Genomic DNA, 25,502 nt, shown 5'->3' on the forward strand with positions numbered 1-25,502 from the left:
ACGGGGTTGTCAAAACTCGTGCGAAAACAGGTCCCCGCGCACCAGGATCCCCGCGTCCTGGCCGGCGCCGGCCCCGAGCTCACCGAGCTCCGGGGCGTCGGAGACCTGGATCCGCAGCCCGGGGTCCTTGTCCTGTCCCGCCCAGTTGCCGGTCACGTCCTTCAGCAGCCGGGTCAGGACCTCGGCCGGGACGTCCGAGAAGCGGGCCCCGTTGTCGAGGTCGACCGCGTGGATCCAGACCTCGCGGTTGCGCATCCAGACGGTCTCCGTGGCCGGCACGGTCCTGCCCTGGGCGGTCCGCACCTCGTGGCCCCACGCCGCCTCCGGGGTGTCCCGCCACTCGACGTTCAGGGACACCGAGGCGTGGTCGTTCAGGTGGCGCAGCGCCCGGGACGGCAGGGTCGCCCCGTAGGCGATCTCCTGGTTGCGGGCCTGAGGGGAGGAGTACATCGGGGTCTCCACCCCGGTGTTGGCCCACTGCACGAGCCGGGTCAGGGCGCGGGCGTTGTAGCCGACGTGGGCGAGGACGTGCCGGCGGGACCAGCCGGGCAGCAGCGAGGGTCCGTCGAGCTCGTCGTCCGTGAGCTCGTTGACCTTGCGGGACCAGAACGCCGTGCCGCGGCGCACCAGCAGCAGCTGGGCCTTGAGGTCCTCGTCGGTGGTGAGGTCCTGACGGGCGACCATGGCTGACTCCTCTCGTGCCCGCGCTCAGGCGGGGTCGACGATCTTGTTGGTGAGCACGCCCAGACCGTCGATCTCGACCTCCACCACGTCGCCGGACTTCAGGAAGACCTGCGGGTTGCGGGCCCGGCCCACCCCGCCGGGGGTGCCGGTGAGGATGATGTCCCCGGGGTTCAGCGGCAGCATCGTGGAGAAGTAGGCCACGAGGTGCTCCGGGGTGAACAGCAGGTCCCCGATCGAGTGCTCCTGCATGGTCTCGCCGTTGACCCGGGTGTGCAGGACGGCCTGCTTCGGGTCGAACTCGTCGGCGGTGACCATGACGGGGCCCACCGGGGTGGACTTCGCCCAGATCTTGCCCTGCAGCCACTCCTTGGTGCGGAACTGCCACTCGCGCATGGAGATGTCGTTGGCGGCGGCGTACCCGGCGATGTACTGACCGGCGTCGGCCTCGTCCACCTTGTACGCGCGCTTGCCGACGACGACGACGAGCTCGCCCTCCCAGTCCAGCTGGGGGTCCTCGGCGACGGCCTCGATGTCGTCGTTCGGGCCGGTGAGGGTCTCGGTGAACTTGGCGAAGATCGTGGGGTAGGACGGCAGGTCGCGGCCCATCTCCTGGATGTGGCTCTTGTAGTTGAGCCCCACGCACAGGACCTTGCCGGGGTCGGCGACGATCGTCTCGAGCTCGGCGCCGGCGGCCGGGTGCGTCGGCCCGGAGGCGCCGGCGGCGATTCCGCGCCAGTTCTCCTCCGCGAGCAGGGCACCGAGGTCGGGGACGCCCTCGATCTCGGTGAACACCTCGCCGTCGAGGCGGGCGGCCGTGGTGGTCCCGTTGGTGCGCAGGGTTGCAAGCTTCATCGGTCAGTGTCTCCTGGGTCGGGATGTGGGGGTCGGTGTGCGGCGGCGCCCGGCGGGGCGCCACGGACGTGGTCCGGCGCGCGGGGCGGTCCGCTCCGCGCGCCGGAGGTACGGTGCTACTTCTCCTCGCCCTCCACGAAGGTGCGGTGGAAGTTCAGCTTCTCGACGATCGGCTGGTCGCCGAACTTGAACAGGTCGAACCCGGTCTCGGCCTGGATCTGCCAGGCCGTCCAGGACGGGACGACCACCAGGTCGCCCTTCTCCACGACCCGGACCTCGCCGTCGAGCACGAACCGGCCGCGGCCCTCGAAGACCTGGTAGACGCTGGAGCCGACCTCCCGCGTCGTGCGGGTCTCGGTGCCGGGACGGAAGCGGTGGAACTCGGCCCGGATGGTGGGCATGACGTCCCCGCCGGTGGTGGGGTTCACGAAGCGCACGGCGGCGTGGCCCTGCTCCACGGTGGCGGGGTAGCCCTCGTCCTCGATGGCCAGCTGCTCGGTGAGCGCCCGGTCGGTGTGCTCCCACCGGTAGGCCCCGATCGGGGAGGACACGGTGTTGTCCAGACCCGACAGGGGCCGCAGGCCCGGGTGGCACCACAGCCGCTCGCCGCGGGAGAACTCCGGGGTGGACTCGTCCGTGACCCGGTCGATGCCGAACTCGAAGAACGCGGTGTCGGTGTAGTGCACGAACGGGATGTCGAGGCCGTCGATCCACGCCATGGGCTGGTCGAGCTCGTTGTGGTGGCCGTGGAAGTTCCAGCCCGGGGTGAGCAGGAAGTCCCCGCGGGACATGCGCACCGGGTCGCCGTTGACCACGGTCCACACGCCCTCGCCCTCGACCACGAAGCGGAAGGCGTTCTGGGAGTGCCGGTGCTCGGGCGCCACCTCGTGGCCGCCGAGGTACTGGATGGCGCACCACAGGGTGGGGGTGGCGTACGGGCGCCCGCCCAGACCGGGGTTGGCCAGCGCGATGGCCCTGCGCTCCCCGCCGCGGCCCACGGGCACCAGGTCCCCGGCCCGCTCGGCCAGCGGCAGCAGGTTCTTCCACTCCCACACGAACGGGACGGCCGCCGAGGCCGGGGCCTCCGGCATGAGATTGCCGATCTCCGTCCACAGCGGGACCATGTGGCCCGCGTCGAAGTCCTGGTAGAGGGCGTCGAGCTGGGCCTGCTCCTGAGGCGTGGGGGCCGGGACCGTCATCTGGTTGTCGTGACTCATGGTGAGCTCCTCGGTGCTCGCGGGTCGCGGGGCGGACCACCCTGCGCTGTGATGTGAGTTACTGGCCACGCTAGAGCAGGCACCGGCGGGACCCGCAATGAATTCTGCTGGATGGAAACTTCCTGCGGTGCTCCACGGCCGGTTCACCGAGGCCGGCCGGACTCGATCTCCGCGGCGATCTCGCCCTCGATCTCCCGGCACACCTCCCGCAGCGCCCGGATCACCGCCCGGTCCTCGATCACGCCGGCCCGCTGCACGGGCACGGACACCGACAGGGCGGCCAGGGGGCGCCCCTCGGGATCGCGCACGGCGCAGGCCACGGCGGAGACGCCGCGCTCGGCCTCCTCGCGGTTGAAGGCCAGTCCCACGGAGCGGATCATCGCGAGGGACCGGACGAAGGAGCCGAAGGCGGCCTCGTCCAGGTACTCCCCCACGGTCCGGGCCGAGCCCGTGCGGAACAGCCGCGCGAGGTCCTCCTCGGAGAGGTAGGACAGCAGGAGCTTGCCCGCGGAGGTGGCGGCCGCCGGGAGGACGGCGCCGCGCCGGTCGCCGACCTTGAGCAGCCCCGCCCCCTCCACGGAGCTGAGGAAGCGGACCGTGGTGCCGACCCTGACCATGAGGTTCGTGGTCTCGTGGGTTCGCTCGCTGAGCAGCTCCAGGTAGGGCTGCACGAGAGCGCGCAGCCGGCTGTGCGAGCCGGACTCGGGGACCGAGACGCCGAGCCCCGGCCCCGCGAGGTAGCGGCGGGAGTCGTCCTGGACGGCGAAGCCGCGGTAGACGAGCATCGACAGGAGGCGGTGCGCGGTGGAGGGGGCGACCCCCAGCTCCTGCGCCACGTCCTTGAGCCGCACCCCGCCGGAGTCGCGCAGCATCTGGAGCAGGCGCAGGACGTTGTCCACGGACTGCAGGGAGTAGGCCGGCTTCCGCTCCAGGTCCTGGTTCTGCACGGGCCCAGTGTAGGCGCCCGCCGCACCCCGGGGGAGATCCACGGCACACCGTTTGTTCCATCCAGCAGAATAAGTTTCAGGGCGTGCCGGTCACGGGCACATCCTGGTGTGACGCGCCGCACGCCGGTGGCGCCCCGCACCTGTGAAACGGAGTCCCGATGTCCGCAACGGCTCTTGCCGCCGCCGCCCCGCCCGCCCCGGTGGGCCGGCGCGCCCGATGGATCGCCGTGCTGGTCTGCTGGCTGCTCATCGTCTTCGACGGCTACGACCTCATCGTCTTCGGCACGGTCAAGCCCTCCCTCATGGAGGAGTGGGGAATGTCCCAGGCGACCGCCGGCACGGTGGGCTCCTCGGCGTTCCTCGGCATGATGATCGGGGCGGTCTTCGCCGGGCGGCTCTCCGACGGGCTGGGCCGGAAGAAGACGGTCGTCTGGTGCACGGTGGTGTTCTCCCTGGCGACCGTGGCGTGCGCCGTGGCCCCCGACGAGTGGGTCTTCGCGCTGCTGCGGCTCGTGGCGGGGCTCGGCCTGGGCGGTCTCGTGCCCTCGGCCAACGCCCTCGCCGCGGACTTCATCCCGCCCCGGTGGCGCTCGGCCATGGCCACGCTCATGATGTCCGGCGTGCCGATCGGCGGCTCGCTCGCCGCCCTGACCGGCATCCCCGTGATCCCGGCGGACTGGCTCGGATGGGAGGGCTGGCGGTGGATGTTCGTCTTCCCCGTCCTGGCCCTCGTCGTGCTCGTGCCCGTGGCCCTGAAGGTGATCCCCGCCGACCCCGGCCGGGAGCAGCGGGCCGCCGCGGCCGCCGCGCAGGTGCACCGGCCCGGCTTCGGGTCCCTGCTCCGCCCGCCCCACCTGACCATGAGCATCCTGTTCGCCGCCGCCACCCTCGCGACCCTCTTCGCCTGGTACGGGCTGGGCACCGAGCTGCCGAACCTCATGCGGCTGCAGGGCGCGCAGATCGGCGGGGCCCTGACGTTCGCGCTCGTCCTCAATCTCGGCGCGGTGCTGGGCTCCGTGCTCACGGCCTGGGCCGGGGACCGGTTCGGCCCGGTGCTCACCGGCGCCGTGGCCTCGGGCGCCGCCGCGGCCGGGCTGCTCGTGATCATGGTCGTCGGCGACGAGCCGGTCTGGCTGATCTACCTGATGCTCGTGCTCGCCGGTGTCGGCACGCACGGCACGCAGTCCTTGATCATCGGCGCCATCACCCTGTACTACCCGGACAGCCTCCGCGGCACCGCGCTCGGCTGGGCCCTGGGCGTGGGGCGCATCGGCGCCGTCCTCGCCCCGCAGACGGCGGGGCTCGTGCTCGGCGCCTACGCCGACCCCGCCGACGGCGTCCACCCCGTGTTCCTGCTCTTCGCGGGTGCGGCGGCCGTCGCCACGGTCCTGCAGTTCGCCCTCCTGCCCGTCATCACCAGGGCCCGCCAGGCGCCCCGGGTCGTACGGACCCAGCCGGTTGCCTGACCTCGTCCCGCACAGCTCGAAAGGAATCACCACCATGGCACAGCACACCAAGGTCCTCGTCATCGGAGGCGGCATCGGCGGCTTCGGCAACGCCCTCGCCCTGCGCCGGCTCGGCGCGGAGGTCGAGCTCGTGGAGCAGGCCCCCGAGTTCGGGGAGGTCGGCGCCGGCCTGCAGATGTCCCCCAACGCCACCCGCCTGCTGCGCGAGTGGGGGGTGCTGGACCGGGCCGTCGAGACCGGCGTGGCCCCCCGGTACATCGTCTTCCGCGACGCCCTCACGGGCGAGGAGCTGCTCCGGGAGGACGTCACCGGCGAGTACTACGAGCGCTACGGCGCCCCCTACATCGTGGCCCACCGCTCGGACCTGCACCGCCTGCTCATGGAGGAGTGCGCCGAGCTCGGCGTGATCCTGCACAACAACGTCCGGGTCGCGAAGACCGAGAACGTGGAGGTCGACGGGCGCGCCGTGGCCCGGGCGACCGCCGACGACGGCCGGGTCTTCGAGGCCGACGCGATCGTCGCCGCGGACGGGATCAGGTCCGTGGTCCGCGCGCAGCTCTCCGACGACCAGCCCGTCGGCTCCGAGTACGTGGCCTACCGCGGCGCCCTGCCGATCTCGCAGATCACCCACGCCGGTGACATGGAGGCCGTGGTCGTGTGGATGGGCCCCGAGTGCCACCTCGTGCAGTACCCGCTGCGCCAGGGGGAGCTGTTCAACACCGTGGCCGTCTACCGCTCGCCGTCCTTCGCCGCCGGTCAGCTCGTCTACGAGGGCGACGCCGAGCTGCGCGAGGCCTACCGGGACTGCGTTCCGGAGGTCCGGGCGGCACTCGACAACCTCAGCCACGTTCAGCGCTGGCCCATGTTCGACCGCGTGCCGATCGAGAACTGGGTGGACGGCAACATCGCCCTGGCCGGCGACGCCGCGCACCCGATGCTGCAGTACCTCGCCCAGGGCGCCTGCCAGGCCCTCGAGGACGCCGCCGCCCTCGAGGCCATCGCCGCGCGGTCCGTGTTCGCGGACCCGGAGCACCACGACGCCTCCCGGTGGAACGCCGTGTTCCGGGAGTACAACGCCGTCCGCCAGCCGCGCACCGCGCGGATCCAGACGACGGCGCGGGTGTGGGGCGAGTCCTGGCACCTCACCGGCCCGGTCGAGCGGACCGTGCGCAACATGCTGTGGAAGTCCGCGGACCGGCACGGCATCTGGGACTACACCGACTGGCTCTACGGGGAGCAGGACTACACCGGCGACGAGGTCAGCACCGAGGCCGGCGACCGGGCCGAGGTCCGGCGCGTCGACGCGAGCACGGCCGGCTGAGCACGTCCCCGCACCGGCCGGACCCGGCACCGGCACGCGCGCTCAGTCCCCGGGCTCTGCGAGGACGACGGAGGTCTCCACGACCGTGGCGGCGCCGGCCGCCAGGAGGTTGTCGACGACGGCGGTCAGCGGCTCCATCGACCCGTCCACCTGGAACTGCACGGGGTGGTGGTGGGCCAGCAGCGCGAGCAGCTGCTCGAGCGCGGGACCTGCCGCGGCGTCCCCCGGCGTCCAGCCGAGCACGACGTGGGCGGGCTCGTCCGGCGCGTCCTCAGGGGCGGGGGCGCCGGGGGCGGCGTCGAGCTCGACGGGCCGGTAGCTCACGGCGAACGCGGAGATCCTGCCCCGCTCCCCCGGGCCCACGCCGTTGCGCAGCACGAGCGCCCCGAAGGCGTGCGCGGCGTCGGAGAGGAACAGCTGGTTGACCCGTCCCACGGACAGGTCCGCCGGCTCGTCCCAGGCGTGCACGGCCCGGTAGAACGCCCACAGCGCCCGGGTCAGCTCGACCGAGCCGGTGGCCAGGTCCTCGACGGCCTGCGCCGGTGTCCCGTCGGGGTGCTCCCGCAGCGGCTGGAGGGGCAGGGCACCGGCCGCCACCCGGACCACGCGCGAGTCCTGGACGGGGTCCAGGCCGGCGGCCCGGGCGAAGCGCTCGCCGGCCGAGCCGGGCGCCGCCTTCGTGCGCAGGGCCTGCACGCCCGAGGGCGAGCCCGCCGCCTCGGTGCGCAGCCGCTCCAGCAGGGCGCGCCCGAGGCCTTCGCCGCGGCGGTCGGGGGCGACCTCCACGTAGGCCCACAGCCTCGAGGGGTGCAGCGCCGACTCGTAGACCGTGCCGGCGGCGACCGGCACGCCGGAGTCCTCCGCCACGACCGTGCGGGACCACGGGGCGTCGTCGTCGGGGCGCAGGGTCGCCCGGAAGGCGGCGGCCTGGGGCGTCTCCGGGTCGGGCCACACCTCGAGCAGCCGCAGGTCGTCCCCGTCCCGCCAGGGCCGCAGCCCGGAGCCGGTCAGCGCGCCGCTCATCAGCGGACGAGCTTCCCGGCGAGGTAGGACTTCACCTGGTCGAGGGCCACGCGCTCCTGGGTCATCGCGTCCCGCTCGCGGATGGTCACGGCCTGGTCCTCGAGGGTGTCGAAGTCCACCGTGATGCAGAACGGGGTGCCGATCTCGTCCTGGCGGCGGTAGCGGCGCCCGATCGCCCCCGAGTCGTCGAAGTCGATGTTCCAGTTCCGGCGCAGCTCGGCGGCCAGGTCCTTGGCCTTCGGCGAGAGGTCCTCGTTGCGGGACAGCGGCAGCACCGCGGCCTTGACCGGGGCCAGGCGCGGGTCCAGCTTGAGGACCGTGCGCTTGTCCACCCCGCCCTTCGAGTTGGGGGCCTCGTCCTCGGTGTACGCGTCCACGAGGAAGGCCATCATCGACCGGGTCAGGCCGAAGGACGGCTCGATCACGTACGGGACGTAGCGCTCGTTGGTCTGCTGGTCGAAGTAGCTGAGGTCCGTGTTGGAGTGCTCGTTGTGCACGCCGAGGTCGTAGTCGGTCCGGTTGGCCACGCCCATGAGCTCGCCCCACGGGTTGCCCTGGAAGCCGAACCGGTACTCGATGTCGATGGTGCCGGCGGAGTAGTGCGCCCGGTCGTCCTCGGGGACGTCGTAGCGGCGCATGTGGTCCGGGTCGATGCCCAGGTCCGTGAACCAGTTCCAGCACGCCTCGACCCACTCGTCGAAGAAGTGCCCGGCCTCGGACGGGTGGGTGAAGTACTCGATCTCCATCTGCTCGAACTCGCGCGTGCGGAAGATGAAGTTGCCGGGGGTGATCTCGTTGCGGAACGCCTTGCCGATCTGCCCGATGCCGAACGGCGGCTTCTTCCGGGCGGCGGTGACCACGTTGTTGAAGTTCACGAAGATGCCCTGGGCGGTCTCGGGCCGCAGGTAGTGCAGGCCCTCCTGGTTGTCGACCGGGCCGAGGAACGTCTTGAGCAGCCCGGAGAACTGCTGCGGATCGGTCCACTGGCCCTTGGTCCCGCAGTTGGGGCAGGGGATCTCGGCCATGCCGTTCTCGGGGGCGCGGCCCTTCTTCTCCTCGAAGGCCTCGACCAGGTGGTCCTGGCGGGCGCGCTTGTGGCAGGAGGTGCACTCCACGAGCGGGTCCGTGAAGGTCGCCACGTGCCCCGAGGCCTCCCACACGGCCTTCGGGAGGATGATCGAGGAGTCGAGGCCCACCATGTCCTCGCGCCCGCGCACGAAGGTCTGCCACCACTCGTGCTTGATGTTCTCCTTGAGCTCCGCGCCGAGGGGCCCGTAGTCCCAGGCGGAGCGGGAACCGCCGTAGATCTCACCCGCCTGGAACACGAAACCGCGGCGCTTGGCCAGCGAGATGACGTTGTCCAGCGTGGACTTGGGGGCCATGTGGGATTCCTCCAGGGTCTCGCCCGACCGCCGGCTGCGGACGCGCGTGGTGGGTGGTGTGGCCCGGCGGTGCGCCGGGCGGGGACCGGCCGTCGTCGGCCGTCACGAACGAGGACGCCGCGGGCGACGTCCTCGTCCCAGGGTAGCCAATTCCCGCCGTGCCCGCCGACCGGACGGGACCTGGGACAATGGGGGGCATGACGACTCCCCAGCGGCCCGGCGGCCCCGACGAACTGCCCATCCGCGACGACATGATACGGCTGGGCCAGGCCCTCAAGCTGGCGAACCTCGCCGAGGACGGGGCGCACGCCCGGGGCCTGGTGGAGGACGGTCAGGTCTCGGTCAACGGCGAGGTCGAGACGCGGCGCGGCCGGCAGCTGCACCCGGGGGACGTCGTCTCCGCGGGGGGCGCCTCGGTGCGGATCACCGCGGGCGGCTGACCGGGCGGTCCGGGTCCCCCAGCACCACGTGGGTGAGGTACTCGCGCACGTGCCCCACCTCCTGCGGGCTGATCCCGTGGCCGACCCCGGTGTAGTGCACCTTCATGACGTCGGCGTGCTCCAGCGCCCACTCGGCGGTGGAGTCGACGAGCTCCTGCGGGATGACCGGGTCCTGCGGATCACGGCCCCAGAACATCCGCAGCGGCCGCTCCCGCAGCTGCTCGTCGGCGAACAGGGGGTGCTCGCCGGGGACCACGAAGCCGGAGAGCCCCACCACGGCGGCGATCTCGCCCGGCATGTGGCGGGCGAGGGACGTGGCCATGGCCATGCCCTGCGAGAACCCCAGCAGCGTGGTGCTGGGGTGGTCCGCGGCCAGCTCCCGCAGCCACGCCGCGACGGGCTCCACGGCCTCGGCCACCCGGTCGAGGGAGAAGCTGAGGTCCGCGGCGAGCGGGAACCACTGGTAGCCGGACCCGGCGGGCTGGGGGGCGCGCACGGACGCCACGCTGAACTCGTCCGGCAGGGCCGGGACGAGACCCATGAGGTCCTGCTCGTGCGAGCCGTAGCCGTGCAGGAGCACGAGCAGCGGGGTGCCGGGGCGGGCGTCGGCGTCCCTGCTCCACACGGCGAAGGGGGTGGCGGTCCCGGTCGGGACGGTGGCGTCGGTCATGGCACCAGTGTGCCACCCGGTCCCGGGGCCCGCGGCGCGGGCGCGTGGACGCCCGCCGGGCCCGGTGGTAGACCGGGAGGCATGACCGAGACGACGCCGGGCCCCCCGGACACCGCGCCTCCCGTCCACCCGTGGCGCCGCATGGTGGCGATCGGCGACTCGTTCACGGAGGGCATCGGGGACCCGGACCCCGGCTCCCCCGGCGGGCACCGCGGCTGGGCGGACCGGGTCGCCGAGGAGCTGAACCGCCTCGCCCCCGGCCTGTCCTACGCCAATCTCGCGATCCGCGGCCGGCTCTTCCGCCAGATCGTCGACGAGCAGGTGGCACCGGCCCTGGAGCTGACCCCGGACCTCGTGACGGTCTGCGCGGGCGGCAACGACATGCTGCGCCCCGGCGGGGACCCGGACGCGATCGCCGAGGAGATGGACGACGTCGTGGGCCGGCTCGCGGCGAACGGGGCGACGGTCGTGCTGGTCGGCGGCCCGGACATCGGCGCCACGCCCGTGCTGCGCGGGATCCGGGGCCGGATCGCGGTCTACAACGAGAACGTGCGCGTGGTCGCGTCCCGGCACGACGCCGTGCTGGTGGACCTGTGGGGGCTGCGGGAGCTCGCGGACCCGGCGATGTGGGACCCCGACCGGCTGCACTTCTCGCCCCTGGGCCACCACCGGATCGCGGTCGAGGCCCTGGACACCCTGGGCCTCGCGCACGGCCTCGTGCCCGAGGTGGTGCCCGACCGCCCGCCCTCGTCCTGGCGGCAGGCCCGCGGCGAGGACCTCGTCTGGGCCCACCGCTATCTGCGCCCGTGGGTGGCCCGCCGGATCCGGCGCACCAGCTCCGGGGCGCAGGTCCGGCCGAAGCGGCCGCACTTCGGCACCCCCACCGTGCCCGGGGGCGGCGTCGCGCCCGGCGAGGGACCCGGGGCGGGCCCCGGCGACGACCGGGGTGCCGCGGACGGCTGAGCGAGCGGGAACGGCTGAGGACCCCCGTCCCGGCTCAGCGCTCGGGCAGCACGGTCTCCACGAGCAGCTTGCCGAGCTGGGGAGCCTCGATGAGGAAGCCGTCGTGGCCCGAGGGCGAGGTCAGGGTGTGCCGCCGGACGTCCCCGGGCAGCGCGGCGGCCAGGACGTCGGACTCGCGGGGCAGGTAGAGCCGGTCGGAGTCCACCGCCGCCACGAGCCACTCGCACGAGGTCACGGACAGCGCCTCTTCGAGCGTGCCGCGGCCCCGGGCGACGTCGTGGGACATGAGCGTCTCGTTGACGGCGAGGTAGCTGTTGGCGTCGAAGCGGCCCGCCAGCTTGGACGCCTGGTGGTCGAGGTAGCTCTCCACCTGGTAGCGCCCCCGCCCGCCGGCGTGCGTGTCGATGACCTGCTCCTCGGCCTGCGGCGAGCGCCCGAACCGGTGGTGCAGCTCGTCGGCCGAGCGGTAGGTGATGTGGGCGATCCGCCGGGCCAGGCCCAGGCCCGTGACGGGCGGCGGGCCGTCGTAGTAGTCCCCGCCGCGGAAGTGCGGATCCTGGCGGATCGCGAGGTTCTGCGCCTGGCCCCACGCGAGCTGCTCGGCGCTGGACTGGGCGCACGCGGCGACCACCGCGCACGCCCGGACCCGGTCCGGGTGGGTCACGGCCCACTCCAGGGCGCGGGCCCCGCCCATGGAGCCGCCGATGACCAGGCGCCAGGCGTCGATGCCGAGGGCGTCGGCCAGCGCCGCCTCGGCGTGCACGGAGTCCCGGACGGTGATGAGCGGGAAGCGGGAGCCCCAGGGGCGGCCCTCGGGGTCCACGCTCGGCGGCGCGGGGGTCGCCGGGCCCGTGGACCCGTAGCAGCCGCCCACGATGTTGGTGCAGACCACGAACCACCGGTCCGTGTCGATGGCGGCGCCGGGGCCGATCAGGCCCTCCCACCAGCCGCCGCTCTCGGCGGCGCGCCGCTCGGCCTCGGGGGCGCCGGGGCGGGCCCGGCCGGCCGCCACGTGGGTGTCCCCGGTGAGGGCGTGCTCGACGAGCACCGCGTTGGAGGCGTCCGGGGCGAGCGTCCCCCACGTCTCGTAGGCGATCCGGACGTCGGGCAGCCGGAAGCCCGACTCGAGCTCCAGCTCGCCGATCCCGGCGACCCGCGGCACGCCGTCCTCGCGGACGGCGGTCCCGGCGCCGGAGCCCCTCACGACCGTCACGGTCACTCCTGTCCTCCCTGCGCGGCCGCGGCCGCTGCGAAGCCCTGCTCCAGGTCCGCCAGGATGTCGTCGATGTGCTCCAGACCCACGGACAAGCGCACGAAGCCGGGCTCCACGCCGGCGGCCAGCTGCTCCTCGGGCAGGAGCTGGCTGTGCGTGGTGGACGCGGGGTGGATCACCAGGGAGCGGACGTCGCCGATGTTGGCGACGTTCGAGTGCAGGGTCAGGGCGTCCACGAAGGCGGCCCCGGCCTCCCGGCCGCCGTCGAGGACGAAGCCCAGGATCGACCCGGCGCCCCGGGGCGCGTACTTCTGCGCCCGCCCATGCCACGGGGAGGACTCCAGCCCGGCCCAGGTCACCGAGCGCACGTCCTCGCGGGCCTCGAGCCAGCGGGCCACCGTCCCGGCGTTGGCCACGTGCCGCTCCATCCGCAGGGACAGCGTCTCGATGCCCTGCTCGATGAGGAACGCGTTGAACGGGGAGATCGCCGAGCCGAGGTCGCGCAGCAGCTGCACCCTGGCCTTGAGGATGTAGGACAGGTTGACGCCGAAGGGCCCCTCCGCGCCCAGGGCCTCGGCGTAGACGAGACCGCCGTAGGACTCGTCCGGCTGGTTGAAACCGGGGAAGCGGTCCGGGTAGCGGCCGTAGTCGAAGGCCCCGGAGTCCACGATCACGCCGCCGATGGCCGTGCCGTGCCCGCCGAGGAACTTGGTGGCCGAGTGCACCACGACGTCCGCGCCCCAGCGCAGGGGCTGGACGAGGTAGGGGGTCGCCACGGTGTTGTCCACGATGAGCGGGACCTCGTGGTCGTGGGCGATCCCGGAGACCGTCTCGATGTCGAGGACGTCGTTGCGCGGGTTCGGGATCGTCTCGGCGAAGAAGGCCTTCGTGTTCGGCCGGACCGCCCGCCGCCACGCCTCGGGGTCGTCGGGGTCGGAGACGAAGGTGGTCTCGATGCCGAGCTTGGGCAGCGTGAACTTGAAGAGGTTGTAGGTCCCGCCGTACAGGCTGGGGCTGGCCACGAGGTGGTCTCCCGCGCCGGCGACGTTGAGCACGGCGAACGTCGTCGCCGACTGCCCCGCGCTGAGCATGAGGGCGCCCACGCCGCCCTCCAGGGCGGCGATCCGGTTCTCCACGACCTCCGTGGTCGGGTTGCCGATCCGCGTGTAGATCGGGCCGAGCTCGGCGAGCGCGAAGCGGTCGGCGGCGGCCTGGGCGTCGGGGAAGACGAAGGACGTGGTCTGGTGGATCGGCAGGGCGCGGGAGCCGGTGACCGGGTCGGGGCTCTGCCCCGCGTGGATCTGCCGGGTCTCGAAGGCCCAGCCCCCGGGGTTCTCCGGGGTGGGGCGCTCGGCCGCGTCGGTGCGGGCGGCGGAGGCGTCGGTGCTGGAGGCGGGGAGATCGGACATGCCGTGGGACTCCTTGTGGATCTCAGGGGTCCCGTCCCGGCCGAGGCGGTGCGGCCGGGAACGGCCGGGCGCCGGGGACCCGCGCTTGCTCGCTCGCCGGACGCGAGGAGCCTGGTCTTCACCCAGGGCACCCCACCGCGGTGGAGGGTTGCCGGCCAGCTAGCTGGGGCTTGGACGCTGGCGCTCATGACCTGGACAGCATTCTCCGGATCAGGCCCGCACGGCGTCAAGCCGGGGCCGGGCGTGACGCCCCGGCCGGGGCGTCGCCCGCACGGTGCCCGGCGCGTCGCGGGCCGATTTGGAGACGAAACTCACAGGGTGCCACGATGTGCCCATGAGAGTCGACCACGTGTCCTACGCCTGCCGCCCGGAGGGCCTGGAGGCCACCACCGAGCGCATCGCCGACCAGCTCGGGATCGAACCGGTCAAGGGCGGGGTGCACCCCCGTTTCGGCACCCGCAACATGATCCTGCCGCTCACGAACCACCAGTACGTGGAGGTCGTCGAGGTCCTCCAGCACCCGGCGGCGGAGAAGGCGCCCTTCGGACAGGCCGTGCGGGCCCGGTCCGCCGCCGGCGGCGGCTGGCTGGGCTGGGTCGTGGAGGTCGAGGACCTCGCCCCCTTCGAGCAGCGCCTGGGGCGCCGCTCCGTGCCCGGCCACCGGGTCTTCCCGGACGGCCGGTGCCTCGAGTGGCACCAGATCGGCGTCAAGGGCCTGATCGCCGATCCGCAGCTGCCGTTCATGATCCACTTCGACTCCGCCCCGGAGATGCACCCGTCCCAGGCGCGGATCACGGACGTCGGGCTCGCGGGGATGACCATCGCCGGTGCCCCGGAACGGGTCGCCGAGTGGCTGGGCGCCCCCGTCGAGACCGCGCTCGAGGACCTCGAGGTCGACTGGCGCTATCCGGACGGCACCCCCGGGGTGCTCTCCGTCTCGTTCAGCACCCCGGACGGCGCCGTCACCATCTGAGACCGGGCACCGCGGGGCGGGGCTCAGCCCAGCAGCCGGGCTGCCCCGAGGAAGCCGACGGCGTCCAGCAGGAAGTGCGCGACGACGAGGGGCATCACCCGGCCGGTGCGCCGGTAGAGCTCCGCGAAGACGAGGCCCATCACCACGTTGCCGAGGAAGGGCCCGATCCCCTGGTAGAGGTGGTAGCTGCCGCGGAACAGGGCCGTGACCACCAGCACCACGGGCCAGCTCCACCCGATGCGGGTCAGCCGGTCGGTCAGGAACGCGACCACCACGACCTCCTCGACCAGGGCGTGGCGCACGGCCGAGAGCAGCAGCACGGGCACCGTCCACCAGTGCGCGGCGAGCCCGGACGTGGTCACCTCCGCGGTGACGCCCAGGGCCCGGCCGGCGCCGTAGAGCGCCAGCGTGCCCAGGCCCATGAGCAGGAAGAGCACGGTGCCGAGGCCCAGGTCCGGGAGGGGCATCCGGGCGTCGAGGCCGATCCGCCGGCGGACCGTGCCCAGCGCCCCGGCGGAGCCGGCGAGCAGGTAGAGCGCGAGCAGCACCGGCACCAGGTCCAGGGCGATCCCGGTGAGCTGGCGCAGCAGGTCGATGAGGGGCTGCGGGCTCAGCGGCGGGTTCATCGTGGCCTGCGCCTCGGAGAGCGGTCCGCGCGCCAGGTGCTCGGCGAGGGACAGCACCGCCCAGAGGGCCGAGGCGCCCAGGGACACCCCGAGCACCAGGAGCACCTGCACCCACAGGTCGGCGCGGGTGGAGCCGAAGGCGGGCGGTCGCGGGGCGAGGTGGGCAGGGGTGCTCATGCGGCCATTCTGGCACCGGCCCGCCGGCCGCCCCGTGCAGCCCGCGCCGGGCGCCCCCGGGCCCGCCCGGACCGCCCCTCCCCACCCGGGACGTCTTCCCTAGGATGGGGACCATGACTGTCCTTCCCCCGCAGATCCGCCAGCAGCCCGTCGAGCGCGCCTTCCACGGCCACGTGTTCTCCGACCCGTACGAGTGGATGCGGGACAAGGACTCCCCCGAGGTGCTGGCCCACCTCACCGCGGAGAACGAGTACGCGGAGTCCGCCACCGTCCACCTCACGGGCCTGCGGGAGACGATCTTCGGGGAGATCAAGGACCGCACCCAGGAGACCGACCTGTCCGTGCCCAGCCGGCGCGGCGCCTGGTGGTACTTCGCCCGCACCGTGGAGGGCGGCGCGCACCAGGTGTTCTGCCGGGTCCCGGCCGTGACCACCGGCGACGTGCTGGCGGACTGGACCCCGCCTGTCGTCGAGCCCGGCACCCCCATGGCCGGGGAGCAGGTGCTCCTCGACGCCAACGCGGAGGCCGCGAAGCACGAGTTCTACTCCCTGGGCAGCTTCGACGTCTCCGAGGACGGGGAGCTGCTGGCCTGGGCCGAGGACGTCACCGGCGACGAGCGCTTCACCCTGCGGGTCCGGGACCTCACCACGGGGGCGCTGCTCGCCGACGAGATCCCCGGGACGTTCTACGGGTCCTTCCTCACCCCGGACGCGCGCGCCGTGTACTACACGGTGGTGGACGAGTCCTGGCGCCCCCACCAGCTGCGCCGGCACGAGCTGGGCACCCCGGTGGCCGAGGACGTCGTCGTCCACGAGGAGGCCGACCCCGGCCTGTGGCTCGGGGCGGGCCTGTCCGCGGACCGGCGCTGGATCGTGGTGGAGGCCATGTGCTCCGAGTTCTCGGAGCAGCTCATCCAGCCGGTCGCGGACCCGGCGGCGCCGCTGCGGGTGGTGCTGCCCCGCACCGACCGGGTGCTCTACGAGGCGGAGCCCCTGCTGCTGGACGGGCGGGAGCAGATCCTGCTGACCCACGACCACGAGGCCCCGAACTCCCGGATCTCCCTCATGGACCCGGCCGACCTCGGCCGTCCGGTCGCGGAGGTGGCCCTGCGCGACGTCGTGCCGGCCTCGGACACCGTCCGCGTCAACGGCTGCGCCGTGACGGCCACGCACCTGGTGGTCTCCGTCCGGGCGGACACCACGCTGCGGGTCCGGCTGCTCCCGCTCGCCGGGCTGGGCACGGACGCCCAGGCCGCCCCCGTGGAACCGGCCTTCGCCGAGGAGCTCTACACCGCGAGCGTCTCCGCCGCGGAGCACGACGCCCCCGTGGTGCGCCTGTCCTACACGTCCTTCACGACGCCCCCGCGCGTCTACGACCTCTTCGTGGCGGGCGCCACCGGGGACGACGGCGCACTGCCCGCCGAGCCGCTGCTGCGGCGCGAGGCCACGGTGCTCGGCGGCTACGACCCCGCCGACTACGCGGTGGAGCGGGACTGGGCCACCGCGGCGGACGGGACCCGCATCCCCGTCTCCCTGGTCCGCCGCGCCGACCTCGACCCCTCCGTGCCGGCACCGGTGCTGCAGTACGCCTACGGCTCCTACGAGCACAGCACCGACCCCGCGTTCTCGGTCTCCCGGCTGTCCCTGCTGGACCGCGGCGTGGTCTGGGCCGTGGCCCACGTGCGCGGCGGCGGGGAGCTGGGGCGGACCTGGTACGAGCACGGCAAGAAGCTGCACAAGACGAACACGTTCACCGACTACGTGGCGGTCACCGAGCACCTCGCCGCCCGGCCGGACGTCGACGAGCGGCGGATCCTGGTGATGGGGGGCTCCGCCGGCGGCCTGCTGGTGGGCGCGGTGCTCAACCTCGCCCCGGAGCGGTACTGCGGCGCGCTGGCGGCGGTGCCGTTCGTGGACCCGCTGACCTCCATCCTCGACCCGTCCCTGCCGCTCACGGCCCTCGAGTGGGAGGAGTGGGGCAACCCCATCGAGGACGCGCACGTCTACGGGTACATGCGCGACTACTCCCCCTACGAGAACGTCCGACCGCTGCCCTACCCCCCGGTCCTCGCGGTCACGAGCCTCAACGACACCCGGGTGCTCTACGTGGAGCCCGCCAAGTGGGTCGCCGCGCTGCGGGAGGCCTCGACCTCCGGCGAGCCGGTGCTGCTGCGCTGCGAGATGGCCGGGGGCCACGGCGGCGCCTCGGGGCGGTACTCGCAGTGGAAGGACACGGCCTGGGAGTACGCCTGGGTGCTGGACCGGATGGGCCTCGCCGGCGCCTGAGCCGGGCCGGCGGGTCCCGAGCACGGCCTGCCCCCGCCGGGGATCCGCCGCCGCGCGGCACGGCGGTCGACGGCACGGCGGTCGACGGCACGGCGGTCGACGGCACGGCGGTCGACGGCACGGCNCCTCGCCGGCGCCTGAGCCGGGCCGGCGGGTCCCGAGCACGGCCTGCCCCCGCCGGGGATCCGCCGCCGCGCGGCACGGCGGTCGACGGCACGGCGGTCGACGGCACGGCGGTCGACGGCACGGCGGTCGACGGCACGGCGCCCGCCGCGCCGGCCCCCGGGGGCTCAGCGCCGGAAGCGGCCCGGGTCCAGGGCGGCGGCCGTCTCCCGGGAGCACCACGGACCCACGGCCCCGTCGAGCAGCAGGTCCGCGGCGGCGCGGGCCATGGCCGTGCTCGTCTGGAACCCGTAGCCGCCCTGGCCGGCCAGCCACAGGAGCCCCGGGACGTCAGCGTCGGCGCCGCACACGGGCACGCCGTCCGGGGCCTCGGTGCGCAGACCGGTCCAGGCCCGCTCGATCCCCGTGGCGCCGAGGGAGGTCACAGTGTTGAGCCGCCCCAGGAGGTCCTCGACGTCCTCGAGCACCGGCTGCGCGTCGCAGGGCTCGCTCGGCACGGCCTCGGACGGGGAGACGAGCGCGCCGTCCCCGGCCCGCCGGTAGTACCAGCCGGAGTCCGCGGCGACGACCATGGGGTGGTCCGGGGCCAGCGGCTTCGCGAGCCGCACGAGGGCCGCGGTGCGCCGCAGCGGGCGCAGGCCCAGCGGGGCCGCGCCGAACAGGCCCGCCACCTCGTCCGCCCAGGCGCCCGCGGCGACGACGACCTGCCGGGCCCGGATCCGGTCCCCGCCGGCCGTGACCCGCCAGCCGGCGCCGTCGGGGTCCGCCGCGGTCACCGGGGCGCCGGTGAGCAGCCGGGCGCCCGCCGCCGCGGCCCGGTCGCGGTGCCAGGCCACGAGCGCGGCGGCGTCGGTGCGCACGGAGGTGCTGTCGAGGCGCCCGGCCTCGACCGCGTCCGCCGGGGAGCAGGCCAGCTCGGGGCACAGCTCCACGAGCTCCGCGCGGGACAGCGGTTGCGTCCCCGGGGCGGCCTCGGCGTGCAGCCGGGCCTCGGTCCCGACGAGGACCATGCGGCTGGGCCAGGCCAGGGGCCGCGGCGGGGCCGGGTGCGGGTCGAGCAGCCGGGCCACGGTCGCCCCGGTCAGCTCCCGGACGGGGGCCGGGCCGTAGCTGGGGATCAGCTGCTCGGCCGAGCGCCCGGAGGTGTGGTGGGCCAGGACGGGCTCGGTCTCCGCGAGCACGATCCCGGCGCCGCTCCCCCGCCGCTCGGCCAGTTCCGAGGCCAGGGACAGTCCGGCGATGCCGCCGCCGATGATGAGCACGTCGCACGCAGGGTCCATGCGCCCATGCTCGCACGCCGCGCAGCGACGGGTCGCGTCCGGACCCCGCCGCGCGGCGAGGGGTCGCGTCCTGCCGGAATCCTTTGCGGATTCCCACAGGAGGCGACCCCTCGGTGTTCCGCGCACGCAGTCCTGCGCGGGCGCGGGCGGCGGTCAGCCCTGCACGCCGAGCTTCTCCAGGATCAGCTCCCGCACCCGGCCCGCGTCGGCCTGGCCGCGGGTGGCCTTCATGACGGGGCCGATGAGGGCGCCGACGGCCTGGACCTTGCCGGCCTGCACCTTCGCCACGACGTCGGGCATCTGCGCCATGGCGTCGTCGATCGCCGCGGTCAGCACGGAGTCGTCGGAGACCACGGCCAGGCCGCGCCGCTCCACGACCTCCGCGGGCGAGCCCTCGCCCTCCAGGACGTGGGCGAGGACCTTCTTGGCGAGCTTGTCGTTGATCTTCCCGGCGTCGATGAGCCCGTTGAGCTCGACGACGTGCTGCGGGGTGACGCCGAGCTCGGCGATCTCCACCTCCCGCTGGTTGGCCAGGCGGGCGATCTCGCCCATCCACCACTTGCGGGCCGCGGCCGGGGCGGCGCCGGCGGACACGGTCTGCTCGATCTCGTCGAGGACCCCCGCGTTGACGACGTCCCGGAACTCCTCGTCGGAGAAGCCCCAGTCGGTCTTGAGCCGCTTCCGGCGCTCGGCCGGGGGCTCGGGCAGCTCGGCCCGCAGCCGCTCGATCCACTCGTGGTCGGTGACGACCGGCACGAGGTCGGGCTCCGGGAAGTAGCGGTAGTCGTCGGCGTCCGACTTGGGACGCCCGCTCGTGGTGGAGCGGGTGTCCTCGTGCCAGTGCCGGGTCTCCTGCACGATCGTGCCGCCGGAGTCGAGGACCGCCGCGTGGCGCTGGATCTCGAAGCGCACGGCACGCTCCACGGCGCGCAGCGAGTTCACGTTCTTCGTCTCGGAGCGGGTGCCGAACGTGGCGCTGCCCTTGGGCATGAGGGACACGTTGGCGTCGCAGCGGACGTTGCCGCGCTCCATCTTCGCGTCCGAGATCCCGAGGTTCTTCACGATCTCCCGGATCAGGGCCACGTACACGCGGGCCAGCTCGGGCGCGCGGGTGCCGGCGCCCACGATGGGCTTCGTCACGATCTCGATGAGCGGGACGCCGGCGCGGTTGTAGTCGACCAGGGAGAAGTCGGCGCCCTGGATGCGCCCGGCGGCGCCGCCCATGTGCGTGAGCTTCCCGGCGTCCTCCTCCATGTGGGCGCGCTCGATCTCGACCGTGAACACGGTCCCGTCCTCCAGCTCCACGTCGACGGAGCCGTTCTCGGCGATCGGCTCGTCGTACTGGGAGGTCTGGAAGTTCTTGGGGGTGTCCGGGTAGAAGTAGTTCTTCCGGGCGAAGTGGGAGACCGGGCGGATCTCGCAGCCCAGGGCGAGCCCGAGCTTGATCGCGGACTCCACGGCCACCCGGTTCACCACGGGGAGCACCCCGGGCAGGCCGAGCGAGACGGGGGTGACGTTGGTGTTCGGCTCGTCCCCGAAGACGTTGGGGGCGGCGTCGAACATCTTGGTCCGGGTGTTGAGCTCCACGTGGACCTCGAAGCCCAGCACGGGGTCGTACTTCTCCATGGCCTCGTCGAAGGACAGGACCTCTTCGGTGCTCCGGTTCATCAGCGGGCTCCTCCCCGGACGGGTGCGGACAGATCGGACGCGGCGGGGCCGTCGGCCAGGTCCCGGACCAGGGCGGCGGTGTCCGGCAGCCGCTGCCAGAGCGGTCCGCCCCAGCGCTGCTCGAGCAGGGCCTCCAGGCCGGCGCCGGCGCGGTAGAGCCGGGCGTCCTGGCGTGCGGGGGCCATGAACTGGATGCCCACGGGCAGCCCGTCCTCGGGGGCGAGGCCGCCGGGGACGGAGATCGCGGGGACCCCGGCCAGGTTGGTGGGGATGGTGGCGATGTCGTTGAGGTACATCTGCATGGGGTCGGCGGACTCGTCCACGGCGCCCCGCTCGAACGCGGTGGTCGGGGACGTCGGGGAGACCAGCACGTCCACCTGCTCGAACGCGGCCGCGAAGTCGCGCTGCACGAGGGTGCGGACCTTCTGCGCCGAGCCGTAGTAGGCGTCGTAGTAGCCCGCGGACAGCGCGTAGGTGCCCAGGATGATGCGGCGCTTGACCTCGGCCCCGAAGCCGGCGGCGCGGGTGGAGCCCATCACGCGCTCGATGGTCAGGGGCCCGTCCTCGGGCAGCACGCGGTGGCCGAAGCGCACGCCGTCGTACTTGGCGAGGTTCGAGGAGACCTCGGAGGACATGATGAGGTAGTAGGCCCCCAGGGCGTACTTGAAGTTCGGGGTGGAGACCTCCACGACCTCGGCGCCCGCGGAGCGCAGCAGCTCCACGGCCTCCTCGAAGCGCTGCTGGACGCCGGGCTGGAAGCCCTCGCCCGTGAGCTCCTTGACCACGCCCACGCGCAGGCCCGCCAGCCCGCCCTCGGCGGCGCCGGCCCGGGCCTGGGCGGCGAGGTCGCCGACCGGGTCGGGCAGGGACGTGGAGTCCTGCGGGTCGTGCCCGCCGATCACCTCGTGCAGCAGCGCGGCGTCGAGCACCGTGCGCGCCACGGGGCCCACCTGGTCCAGCGAGGAGGCCATGGCGATCACGCCGTAGCGCGAGACCCCGCCGTAGGTCGGCTTGACGCCCACCGAACCGGTCAGGGCCGCGGGCTGGCGGATGGACCCGCCGGTGTCCGTGCCCAGGGCCAGCGGCGCCTGGAACGCGGTCACGGCGGCGGCGGACCCGCCGCCGGACCCGCCGGGGATGCGGGACAGGTCCCACGGGTTGGCGGTGTCGCCGAAGGCGGAGTGCTCGTTGGAGGAGCCCATCGCGAACTCGTCGAGGTTCGTCTTGCCCAGCAGCGGCATCCGGGCGGCGCGCAGCCGCCGGGTCACGGTGGCGTCGTAGGGGCTCATCCAGCCCTCGAGCATGCGGGACGCCGCGGTGGTGGGCTGCCCCTTGGTGACGATGAGGTCCTTGACCGCGATCGGCACGCCGGCGAGCTCGGGCAGCTCCTCACCGCGGGCGCGGGCGGCGTCCACCTCGGCGGCCACGGACAGGGCTTCCTCGGTGTTGACGTGCAGGAAGGCGTTGAGCCCGGTCCGGCCGCGGCTGCGGTCGGCGGGGTCGACGGGCTCGCCGTCGGTCTCCCGGATGCGGTCCAGGTGGGCCTGGACGGCGTCGACGGAGGTGATCTCGCCGGCGGCGAGCCGGCGGGCGAGCTCGGCGGCGGAGAGACCGACGGGTCCCTGGGGCGTTCCGGTGCTGCTCATGCGGCTACTCCTCGTCCAGGATCGCGGGCACCTTGAACTTGCCCTCGGCGGCGTCCGGTGCGTTGAGCAGCGACTCCTCGGCGGTGAGGGTCTCGCCCACGACGTCCTCGCGGAAGACGTTCTGCAGCGGGATGGGGTGGCTCGTGGCCGGGACGTCCGGGCCGGCGGCCTCGCTGACGGACGCGACGGAGTCGACGACGAGGTCGAGCTCCTTCGCCATGGACCGCAGCTCCTCCTCGGTCATCTCGATGTGCGCGAGCTTCGCCAGGTGGGCGACCTGCTCGCGGGTGATCGCAGACATGCGCACTCCTGCTCGTGATCGGGGGTGGTTTCCGGTCCAGTCTAGCCGCGCGGCACTCCCCTCCTTCCCGGCCGGAGGGGGCCCCGCAGGGGCATACCCTGGAGGGACGCACCGACCACCGCACAGGAGCACCCGGACATGGCCAAGAGCACCCCCGCCCGCACGAAGAAGGACCGAGGCGCCAAGAGCGGGCGCCCCGGCGCCCGCTCCGGGAAGGCCGCGCGCGCGACCTCCGCGACGGACGCCGCCAACGCGTGGCGCCAGCGGGTCAGCAAGGACGCCGCCGCGACGATCGACACGGTCATGGCCCACGTCCAGGCCGTGGCCGAGCAGCAGCTGGGGCAGCACGGGGCGTTCCCCCCCTTCCTCGTCACCGCGCGCAAGGACGGCGAGTACGAGCTCGACAGCCTGCCGGCCGAGGACGCGGAGGAGCTGAGCCCCGAGGCCGCCCTGGACGCCCTGCGGGCGCGGGCGGTGGAGCTGCGGGACGACCTCCTCTGCGCCGCGGTCGCCTTCCCCGTAACCCTGCCGGACCGCTCCGGGCAGACGGCCGTGGCCGTGGAGACCCAGCACCGGGAGGGCGAGTCCCTGACGGTGATCCAGCCGTACCGGGTCAAGGGCGCGGAGCGCTCCGTGAGCTTCGGCGACGCCGGGGCCGAGCCCGCCGAGCCGTGGCTGTGGAGCCGGCCCGAGCGCACGCCGTGAGCTGAGCGCACGGTCGGCGCCGTGCCGGTGCCCGCCGAGCATGCGAGAGGGCCCCTCCGATCGGAGGGGCCCTCTCGCATGCTCTCGCGCGGCGCGGCCGCGCGGTGCCTGTCCGGTGGGGATCAGGCGGGGATGTTCAGCACCTGGCCGGGGAAGATCAGGTTCGGGTCGGCGATGGTGCCCTCGTTCGCGGCGTACAGGTCCTCCCAGTTCTCGATGCCGAGCTTGTCGGCGATGGAACCGAGGGTGTCGCCGGCGACCACGGTGTAGGTCTCGGCGGAGACCGAGGCCGGGGCCACGGCGGCGGCGGGAGCCACGTACTCGACGACCGGGGCCTGGACGGCGACCGGGGCCTCGACGGGAGCGGCCACGGGGCCGGGCTCGGGGGCGGCGACCGGGGCGGGGGCCGGAGCCTCGATCGGGGCCGGGGCCTCGACGGACTGCGGGGTCACGGACGCGGAGCCCATCGGGTTGGCGGAGGGAGCGGCGGAGCCGGACAGGCCCAGCTTCGCGGAGCAGGCGGGCCACGCGCCCCAGCCCTGGCCGTCGAGAACGTTCTCGGCAACGGCGATCTGCTGCTCACGGGAGGCGTCCTGCGGAGCGCCCTGGCCACCGAAGGCGGCCCAGGTGGAGGGGGTGAACTGCAGGCCGCCGGAGAAGCCGTTGCCGGTGGAGGTGCCCCAGTTGCCACCGGACTCGCACTCGGCGAGGGCGTCCCAGGTGGAGGCCGGAGCGGCGTTGGCCGGGAGGGCCATGGCGCCCACGGCGGTCCCGCCGAGGATCAGAGCGGCGGCACCGCGACGGACGTTGCGACGAACAGCAAAAGCGTTGGTCATGATGCTCCCTGGGCCACCTGCGCTCGTTTCCGTCCCCGGATGTCTTCGCGCCGTCGTCTACCCGTCAAGGTGTTGGTGGGTAAGTGCTTACAGGTGTCTGCCCTTCAGACGACGTGCGGTGTTACGGCAGCACCCAGCATGGTGTGGTGGCGCGCCGGGAGTCGGACTCCAGGCACACCGGATCCCCGGAGGAATCCTCGGGGAAGCTGGTTATCACGATAGCGTAACGATTTTTGTTGCGCTACCCCTTTCGGCCCGTCGTGAGGTATCACACGTTCGCGGTCTGCAGGGGTGCCGGCCCGTGAAGGACGCCGGCGCAGGAGTTCGCACTCCGGGAAGCGGAGGGCATGCCCTCGGGAAGAACGCTTCGAAGGTCACGCTATGGCAACGTTTTGGTCTCGGTCAAGTGACGAGAGCCATCTCACACGTTCAGCGGGCCGGGCCCCGGCCCGCACTCAGCCCGGAATGCCGCGCTCGCGTGCGGTGATCCAGGCCGCGAGGCGGTCGGCGGCCGGCACTTCGCCCGCCGCCGGGGAGGGCAGCTCCGGCCGGGTCACGAGGGCGCCGGCCTCCTCGGCGATGAGCGCGCCGGCGGCCCAGTCGTGCTCGTGCAGACCCTGCTCGCCGTACCCGTCGAGCGCGCCGTCCGCGACCATGCACAGGTCCAGGGCCGCCGAGCCCAGGCGCCGCATGTCCGTGTACTGCCGCATGGTGGCGGCGAAGGCGGGGAACTGGCGCTCGCGCCGGTCGGCGTCGAAGGAGAAGCCGGTGCCGTAGAGCCGGCCCGCCCGGTCCGGCACGGGACCCTCGAGCCGGCGGGACGCGCCGTCCTCCTCCACCCACGCGCCGGCCCCGCGCACGGCGAAGTAGGTGCGGCGCAGGGCGGGGGCGTTGACGGCGCCCACGAGCCAGTTGCCCTGTGCGTCGGCGGCGGCCACGGACGTGCAGTAGTAGACGATGCCGCGGATGAAGTTGGTGGTGCCGTCGAGCGGGTCCACCGACCAGCGGATCCCGGAGGGGTGCTCCGGGCGGTGCGTGCCCGACTCCTCGCCGGTGACGGTGTCGTGCGGGCGGCGGTCCAGGATGGTGCGCAGCACGGCCTGCTCGGCGGCGACGTCGAAGCGGGTGACCCAGTCCCCCTCCCCCGACTTGCCGGTGACGCCCAGCCGGCCGGCGTCGCGGCCCCGCAGGACCTCCGCCCCGGACTCGGCGGCCGCCAGGGCCAGCTCCAGCAGCTCCTCCAGGTGGGCGCCGGTCGGGCCGAGGCCCTCCAGCGCGTCGTCGTGGCGTCCCAT

At 73.7% G+C, this 25,502-nt stretch carries 23 protein-coding genes and 1 riboswitch; of the genes, 7 read left to right on the forward strand and 16 right to left on the reverse strand.

All coding sequences use genetic code 11. The features are described 5' to 3' along the window. Nucleotides 1-9 precede the first annotated feature (9 nt). From H488_RS29600 to H488_RS29615, 4 genes are all read right to left on the reverse strand, one after another. Nucleotides 10-684 (reverse strand): maleylpyruvate isomerase family mycothiol-dependent enzyme, encoded by a 675-nt coding sequence (locus tag H488_RS29600; RefSeq protein ID WP_017833812.1) that lies wholly within the window; start codon nt 682-684, stop codon nt 10-12. 24 nt (nt 685-708) lie between these two features. Then, nucleotides 709-1,536, reverse strand: a complete 828-nt coding sequence (locus H488_RS29605) for a fumarylacetoacetate hydrolase family protein (protein WP_017833813.1) — start codon at nt 1,534-1,536, stop codon at nt 709-711. Between the two features lie 116 nt (nt 1,537-1,652). Continuing rightward, nucleotides 1,653-2,753, reverse strand: a complete 1,101-nt coding sequence (locus H488_RS29610) for a cupin domain-containing protein (RefSeq protein WP_017833814.1) — start codon at nt 2,751-2,753, stop codon at nt 1,653-1,655. Nucleotides 2,754-2,896: 143 nt separating this feature from the next. Continuing rightward, nucleotides 2,897-3,700 (reverse strand): IclR family transcriptional regulator, encoded by an 804-nt coding sequence (locus tag H488_RS29615; protein ID WP_031283171.1) that lies wholly within the window; start codon nt 3,698-3,700, stop codon nt 2,897-2,899. 158 nt (nt 3,701-3,858) lie between these two features. Here H488_RS29615 and H488_RS29620 point away from each other — a divergent pair, with 158 nt between their 5' ends. Next, entirely contained in the window at nt 3,859-5,166 is a 1,308-nt protein-coding gene (locus tag H488_RS29620) for an MFS transporter (RefSeq protein ID WP_051063787.1), read from the forward strand. Nucleotides 5,167-5,200: 34 nt separating this feature from the next. Beyond that, entirely contained in the window at nt 5,201-6,487 is a 1,287-nt protein-coding gene (locus H488_RS29625; RefSeq protein ID WP_017833817.1) for an FAD-dependent monooxygenase, read from the forward strand. A 42-nt stretch (nt 6,488-6,529) separates the two neighbouring features. Here the strand turns inward: H488_RS29625 and H488_RS29630 are convergent, their stop codons facing one another. Next, on the reverse strand, nt 6,530-7,510 hold the full coding sequence (locus H488_RS29630) for a GNAT family N-acetyltransferase (protein ID WP_017833818.1): 981 nt from the start codon (nt 7,508-7,510) through the stop codon (nt 6,530-6,532). Further along, the gene (locus H488_RS29635; protein WP_017833819.1) at nt 7,510-8,892 is read right to left on the reverse strand and encodes a glycine--tRNA ligase; all 1,383 of its coding nucleotides are present in this window, start codon (nt 8,890-8,892) and stop codon (nt 7,510-7,512) included. Before H488_RS29635 ends, H488_RS29630 begins: the two co-directional genes overlap by 1 nt. Nucleotides 8,893-9,080: 188 nt before the next feature. Here H488_RS29635 and H488_RS29640 point away from each other — a divergent pair, with 188 nt between their 5' ends. After that, nucleotides 9,081-9,332, forward strand: a complete 252-nt coding sequence (locus H488_RS29640; RefSeq protein ID WP_017833820.1) for an RNA-binding S4 domain-containing protein — start codon at nt 9,081-9,083, stop codon at nt 9,330-9,332. Here the strand turns inward: H488_RS29640 and H488_RS29645 are convergent. After that, nucleotides 9,316-10,002: an alpha/beta hydrolase gene (locus H488_RS29645; protein WP_017833821.1), complete on the reverse strand. Its 687-nt coding sequence runs from the start codon at nt 10,000-10,002 to the stop codon at nt 9,316-9,318. The genes H488_RS29640 and H488_RS29645 overlap by 17 nt on opposite strands. An 81-nt stretch (nt 10,003-10,083) precedes the next feature. On the opposite strand from H488_RS29645, the gene H488_RS29650 reads away from it, so the two are divergent. After that, complete coding sequence (locus H488_RS29650) at nt 10,084-10,965, forward strand: SGNH/GDSL hydrolase family protein (protein WP_017833822.1); 882 nt, start codon at nt 10,084-10,086, stop codon at nt 10,963-10,965. Nucleotides 10,966-10,999: 34 nt separating this feature from the next. On the opposite strand, the gene metX is transcribed toward H488_RS29650, so the two are convergent. Together metX and H488_RS29660 are read right to left on the reverse strand one after the other, a co-directional pair. After that, nucleotides 11,000-12,184: a homoserine O-acetyltransferase MetX gene (metX, locus tag H488_RS29655; RefSeq protein ID WP_017833823.1), complete on the reverse strand. Its 1,185-nt coding sequence runs from the start codon at nt 12,182-12,184 to the stop codon at nt 11,000-11,002. Further along, complete coding sequence (locus H488_RS29660) at nt 12,181-13,587, reverse strand: bifunctional o-acetylhomoserine/o-acetylserine sulfhydrylase (RefSeq protein WP_017833824.1); 1,407 nt, start codon at nt 13,585-13,587, stop codon at nt 12,181-12,183. The genes metX and H488_RS29660 overlap by 4 nt, the downstream gene beginning before the upstream one ends. A 76-nt stretch (nt 13,588-13,663) precedes the next feature. Continuing rightward, nucleotides 13,664-13,779: riboswitch (SAM riboswitch) on the reverse strand. Between the two features lie 142 nt (nt 13,780-13,921). Between H488_RS29660 and H488_RS29665 the strand changes: the two genes are divergently transcribed. Continuing rightward, the gene (locus tag H488_RS29665; protein ID WP_031283179.1) at nt 13,922-14,560 is read left to right on the forward strand and encodes a VOC family protein; all 639 of its coding nucleotides are present in this window, start codon (nt 13,922-13,924) and stop codon (nt 14,558-14,560) included. Between the two features lie 23 nt (nt 14,561-14,583). On the opposite strand, the gene H488_RS29670 is transcribed toward H488_RS29665, so the two are convergent. Continuing rightward, the gene (locus tag H488_RS29670; RefSeq protein WP_017833826.1) at nt 14,584-15,363 is read right to left on the reverse strand and encodes a CPBP family intramembrane glutamic endopeptidase; all 780 of its coding nucleotides are present in this window, start codon (nt 15,361-15,363) and stop codon (nt 14,584-14,586) included. 113 nt (nt 15,364-15,476) lie between these two features. On the opposite strand from H488_RS29670, the gene H488_RS29675 reads away from it, so the two are divergent. Then, nucleotides 15,477-17,648 carry a S9 family peptidase gene (locus H488_RS29675; RefSeq protein WP_017833827.1) on the forward strand — a complete coding sequence of 724 codons (2,172 nt, stop codon included), beginning with the start codon at nt 15,477-15,479 and terminating at the stop codon, nt 17,646-17,648. Nucleotides 17,649-17,938: 290 nt separating this feature from the next. Here H488_RS29675 and H488_RS29680 read toward each other — a convergent pair whose 3' ends face one another. The 4 genes from H488_RS29680 to gatC form a co-directional block, all read right to left on the reverse strand. Continuing rightward, nucleotides 17,939-19,051 carry an NAD(P)/FAD-dependent oxidoreductase gene (locus tag H488_RS29680; RefSeq protein ID WP_031283182.1) on the reverse strand — a complete coding sequence of 371 codons (1,113 nt, stop codon included), beginning with the start codon at nt 19,049-19,051 and terminating at the stop codon, nt 17,939-17,941. 153 nt (nt 19,052-19,204) lie between these two features. Further along, nucleotides 19,205-20,719, reverse strand: a complete 1,515-nt coding sequence (gatB, locus tag H488_RS29685) for an Asp-tRNA(Asn)/Glu-tRNA(Gln) amidotransferase subunit GatB (protein ID WP_017833829.1) — start codon at nt 20,717-20,719, stop codon at nt 19,205-19,207. Then, nucleotides 20,719-22,365: an Asp-tRNA(Asn)/Glu-tRNA(Gln) amidotransferase subunit GatA gene (gene gatA, locus H488_RS29690; RefSeq protein WP_017833830.1), complete on the reverse strand. Its 1,647-nt coding sequence runs from the start codon at nt 22,363-22,365 to the stop codon at nt 20,719-20,721. The genes gatB and gatA overlap by 1 nt, the downstream gene beginning before the upstream one ends. 4 nt (nt 22,366-22,369) lie before the next feature. After that, nucleotides 22,370-22,666, reverse strand: a complete 297-nt coding sequence (gatC, locus tag H488_RS29695; RefSeq protein ID WP_017833831.1) for an Asp-tRNA(Asn)/Glu-tRNA(Gln) amidotransferase subunit GatC — start codon at nt 22,664-22,666, stop codon at nt 22,370-22,372. A gap of 138 nt (nt 22,667-22,804) precedes the next feature. On the opposite strand from gatC, the gene H488_RS29700 reads away from it, so the two are divergent. Then, entirely contained in the window at nt 22,805-23,371 is a 567-nt protein-coding gene (locus H488_RS29700) for a hypothetical protein (RefSeq protein ID WP_017833832.1), read from the forward strand. 122 nt (nt 23,372-23,493) lie between these two features. On the opposite strand, the gene H488_RS29705 is transcribed toward H488_RS29700, so the two are convergent. Together H488_RS29705 and H488_RS29710 are read right to left on the reverse strand one after the other, a co-directional pair. Next, a complete protein-coding gene (locus H488_RS29705) occupies nt 23,494-24,207 on the reverse strand; it encodes a LysM peptidoglycan-binding domain-containing protein (RefSeq protein ID WP_031283184.1) in 714 nt (237 codons plus the stop codon). A 455-nt stretch (nt 24,208-24,662) separates the two neighbouring features. Next, nucleotides 24,663-25,502, reverse strand: a complete 840-nt coding sequence (locus H488_RS29710; RefSeq protein WP_017833834.1) for an inositol monophosphatase family protein — start codon at nt 25,500-25,502, stop codon at nt 24,663-24,665.

The organism is Kocuria sp. UCD-OTCP, assembly GCF_000349605.1.
Lineage (GTDB): Bacteria > Actinomycetota > Actinomycetes > Actinomycetales > Micrococcaceae > Kocuria > Kocuria rosea.